Origin of the sequence: Caulobacter sp. D5 (genome assembly GCF_003185805.1) — a bacterium.
Lineage (GTDB): Bacteria > Pseudomonadota > Alphaproteobacteria > Caulobacterales > Caulobacteraceae > Caulobacter.
Genome location: NZ_QHJY01000176.1, coordinates 1 through 3902 on the forward strand (window position 1 = coordinate 1; position 3902 = coordinate 3902).

Annotated in this window: 4 protein-coding genes; 3 read left to right on the forward strand and 1 reads right to left on the reverse strand. The window is 69.6% G+C overall.

Features of this window, described 5'->3' with window-relative positions; genetic code table 11:
* Positions 1-112: 112 nt before the first annotated feature.
* From DMC18_RS12790 to DMC18_RS12800, 3 genes are all read left to right on the forward strand, one after another.
* Positions 113-2407: an acyl-CoA dehydrogenase gene (locus DMC18_RS12790; RefSeq protein WP_110132977.1), complete on the forward strand. Its 2295-nt coding sequence runs from the start codon at positions 113-115 to the stop codon at positions 2405-2407.
* Positions 2408-2506: 99 nt separating this feature from the next.
* Positions 2507-2869, forward strand: coding sequence for a response regulator transcription factor (locus DMC18_RS12795; protein ID WP_110119389.1), 363 nt, complete (start codon positions 2507-2509; stop codon positions 2867-2869).
* A gap of 56 nt (positions 2870-2925) precedes the next feature.
* Positions 2926-3573: a response regulator transcription factor gene (locus DMC18_RS12800; RefSeq protein ID WP_110119388.1), complete on the forward strand. Its 648-nt coding sequence runs from the start codon at positions 2926-2928 to the stop codon at positions 3571-3573.
* A gap of 40 nt (positions 3574-3613) precedes the next feature.
* Here DMC18_RS12800 and DMC18_RS26025 read toward each other — a convergent pair whose 3' ends face one another.
* Positions 3614-3766 (reverse strand): hypothetical protein, encoded by a 153-nt coding sequence (locus DMC18_RS26025; RefSeq protein ID WP_158285906.1) that lies wholly within the window; start codon positions 3764-3766, stop codon positions 3614-3616.
* Positions 3767-3902 lie beyond the last annotated feature (136 nt).

Consider the following 3902-nt stretch of genomic DNA (forward strand, 5'->3'; position numbering starts at 1 on the left):
GAGAGACCCCTCATCCGTCGGCCTTCGGCCGCCACCTTCTCCCGCAAGGGGAGAAGGATCGCTCGGGCTTCGAAACGCGTTTGACCCCCGACCAGTAACCAAGGCGGGCGTCATGACCAGCTTCTCCTCCCTGCGTCGGGATCTCCTCACCCGGCCGATCTTCCAGTGGGCGCAGGGCGTGATGCCGGCCCTGTCGCAGACCGAGCGCGACGCCATCGACGCCGGCGACACCTGGTGGGACGCGGCGCTGTTCACCGGCGATCCCGACTGGAACGAACTGCTGTCGTTCCCCAAGCCCCGGTTGCGCCCCGACGAGCAGGCCTTCATGGACGGCCCGGTCGAGCAGCTCTGCGCCATGCTCGACGACTGGACCATGACCTGGAAGACCCGGGACCTGCCGCCGCAGGTCTGGACCTTCCTGAAGGAGCAGAAGTTCTTCGGGATGATCATCCCGAAGGAATACGGCGGCCTAGGCTTCTCGGCCTTCGGCCACGCCGAGATCGTCCGCCGCATCGCCACCCGCTCGGTGTCGGCGGCGGTGACGACCATGGTGCCGAACTCCCTGGGCCCGGGCGAACTGATCCTGCGCTTCGGGACCAAGGCCCAGCAGGACCACTGGCTGCCCCGCCTGGCCGACGGCCGCGAGGTGCCCGCCTTCGGCCTGACCAGCCCCGAGGCCGGTTCCGACGCCGGGGCGATGATCGACGAGGGCGTGGTCTGTCGCGGAACCTGGGAAGGCCGCGAGGTGCTGGGCATCCGCCTGAACTGGCACAAGCGCTACATCACCCTGGGACCCGTCTGCACGGTGCTGGGCCTAGCCTTCAAGCTGCGCGACCCCGACGGCTATCTGGGCGGCGAGGAAGACGTCGGCATCACCTGCGCCCTGGTGCCGACCACCACGCCCGGCGTCGAGATCGGCCGCCGCCACCTGCCGGCCTTCCAGACCTTCCAGAACGGTCCCAACTGGGGCAAGGACGTCTTCATTCCCATGGACCTGGTCATCGGCGGAGCCGAGCGGGCCGGGCAGGGGTGGAAGATGCTGATGACGGCGCTGGCGGCCGGGCGCGGCATCTCGCTGCCGGGCCTGTCGGGCGCGGCGGCCGCCTTCAGCGCCCTGACCACCGGCGCCTACGCCCGGGTGCGCAGCCAGTTCAACGTGCCGATCGGCAAGTTCGAGGGCGTGCAGGAGCGCCTGGCCCGCATCGCGGGCGCCGCCTACCTGGTCGATGGCGCGCGCCGCCTGACCTGCACCGGCCTGGATCTGGGTCACCACCCGTCGGTGATCTCGGCCCTGCTGAAGTCCGGCGCCACCGAGCGGATGCGGATCGTCGTCAACGACGCCATGGACGTACACGGCGGCAAGGCGATCATCGAGGGGCCGCGCAACTACATGGGCGCCCAGTACCGCGCCGTGCCGGTCGGCATCACCGTCGAGGGGGCCAACATCCTGACCCGCAGCCTGATGGTGTTCGGCCAGGGCGCGATCCGCGCGCACCCCTACATGCTCGAAGAGATCCTGGCGATCGGCGAGCAGGATCTCGACCGCTTCGACGAAGCCTTCTGGAAGCACGTCGCCCACAGCCTTCGCAACGGCCTGCGCACCGTGGCCCGCAGCTGGACCAATGGCGCGGTCTCGCCGGTTCCCGACGCCGGCCGGGCGACCCGCTTCTATCGCCAGATGGGCCGCTACAGCGCCGCCTTCGCCCTGGCCTCCGACATCGCCCTTCTGACCCTGGGCGGCGACCTGAAACGCCGCGAGATGCTGTCGGCGCGGCTGGGCGACATCCTGTCGGAGCTCTATTTCCTGTCGGGCGCCCTCAAGCGCTGGGAGGACGAGGGCCGCCAGGACGCCGACTTTCCGCTGCTGCACTGGTGCGCCGACACCGCCTTCGCCACGATCGAGCAGCGCTTCGACGAGCTGTTCGCCAACCTGCCCAACCGCCTGGCCGGCTGGCTGCTGCGCGCCGCCATCCTGCCGTTCGGCGCCCGTCGCCGCGGGCCGTCCGACAATCTCACCCGCGCCTGCGCCGAGCTGCTGATCCACCCATCCGAGCCCCGCGACCGCCTGGTCGAGAACGTCTATGTCGGCGGCAAGGACGAGGCGGTCGGCCAGCTGATCGACGCCTTCGAGCGCGTGGTCGCCACCCAGCCGATCCACGACCGGCTCAAGGCCGCCAAGGTCCGCGACCGTCGCCTCGCCTGGGAGCAGGGCCTGATCACCGCCGACGAGGCCGCCGCCCTCGACGCCGCCGACAAGGCGGTGGCCGAGGTCATCGCCGTCGACGACTTCGCCCACGACGGTCTCGCCACGCCGGCGCCTGTCCGCAGCGACGCCGCTCCGCGTCCGCCGAGCCCGATCGACCGGGGCGAGCCACGCAGCTTCGAGGCGCCCCAACCCAGCATCTGAGCCCCGCGCCTAAACCACTGTATGGGTGTCGCCGCCGGGAGCGGGGGTCTAAGGCTTCCTCGTCAGCGTCCAAGTTCCGGGCGTGCTTAGAGAAACGCCATGTCCCGCCGGCGCGCCATCGCCGTCATCGACGACGACGCCCTCGTCCGTTCCGGCCTGGCGCGGCTGATCCGCTCCTTCGGGCTGGAGGTCGGCGTGTTCGGCTCGGCGGCGAGCTTCCTGGCCTCCGGGCCGGAGACCTGGGCCGTGGTCGTCACCGACATCCACATGCCCGAGATCTCGGGCCTGGATTTGCTGCGCCGCCTGCGGGGCAGCCATCCGGACCTGCCGGTCGTGGTGGTGACGGCCTTTCCGGACATGCGCGACCAGGCCCTGGCGGCCGGCGCCCGGGATTTTCTCGAAAAGCCCTGCGCGCCCGATCGGATCGAGGCCAGCTTGAAGACGATGCTCGGCGAGGCCTGAGGCGGCGCTTGTCGGAAGAGGGGCGGGGGCCCCAGCTTAGCTTGGTGGAGGCGGGGATGGCCAAGGCGGAACGGCAGGCGGAAGAAGCGGTGCAGACCGTGCTGATCGTCGACGACAACGAGCTGTTCCGCAGCTCGATGGACAAGCTGTTCCGGTCGGTCGGCCTGCAGACGGCGCTCTACGCTTCGGCCCAGGCCCTGTTGGATGCGCCGATGCCCGACAGCGCCTGCTGCATCCTCGTCGATGTGCGCATGCCCAAGATGAGCGGCCTCGATTTGCAGGAAGCCCTGGCCGCCCGCCGGGTGCGCGCGCCCGTCATCGTCATGACCGGCCATGCCGACGTGCCGATGACCGTGCGCGCCATGAAGGCCGGGGCGGTCGATTTCCTCGCCAAGCCCTTCCGAGACCAGGACGTCATCGACGCCGTCACCGCCGCCCTGGCGAAAGACGGAAAGCGTCGCCAACTGGCCCGCGACGTCGCCGAGGTGAAAGCCCGCTTCGACGGCCTGACCCCGCGCGAACAGCAGGTCATGACCCTGGTCACCACCGGCCTGCTCAACAAGCAGGTGGCCGGCGAACTCGGCCTCCAGGAGATCACCGTCAAGCTCCACCGCGGCAGCCTGATGAAGAAGATGCAGGCCGGCTCCTTCGCGGAACTGGTCCGCATGGCCGAGGCCCTGGAGCGGGACCGGGCGGCGGGGTAGGGACCTCGAGCCCCCCGGTCTCCAGACCTCCCGCGGTCGGCTAGATCCCGTCTGTGAAACCCGTGATGACCCCGCCCACGAAGCCGATCCCCAACTCGCCCGCCAGTCGTGCGGCCACGATCGCGACGATCACCAGGGCCGTCGTCTTGAGCGGCTTGGCTTCGAAGCGGGAAAGCAGGGCTCTCAGGAACACGACCTATCTCCTTCGTTTCAGGATTCGACGATAGAGAACTTCACGCGCGTTTTCTATCCTGAGTTGATAAGGGGGCTTCCGCTTGCGACCCCGAGCGGAAATCAGGTGCGGCGCGCCCTCTCTCTTAGAGAGAGGG

What these genes read in the sequence shown, in the direction of transcription:
- DMC18_RS12795 (WP_110119389.1), top strand. Translation starts at nt 2,507, where the DNA reads ATGTCCCGCCGGCGCGCCATCGCCGTCATCGACGACGACGCCCTCGTC.
- DMC18_RS12800 (WP_110119388.1), top strand. Translation starts at nt 2,926, where the DNA reads ATGGCCAAGGCGGAACGGCAGGCGGAAGAAGCGGTGCAGACCGTGCTG.
- DMC18_RS12790 (WP_110132977.1), top strand. Translation starts at nt 113, where the DNA reads ATGACCAGCTTCTCCTCCCTGCGTCGGGATCTCCTCACCCGGCCGATC.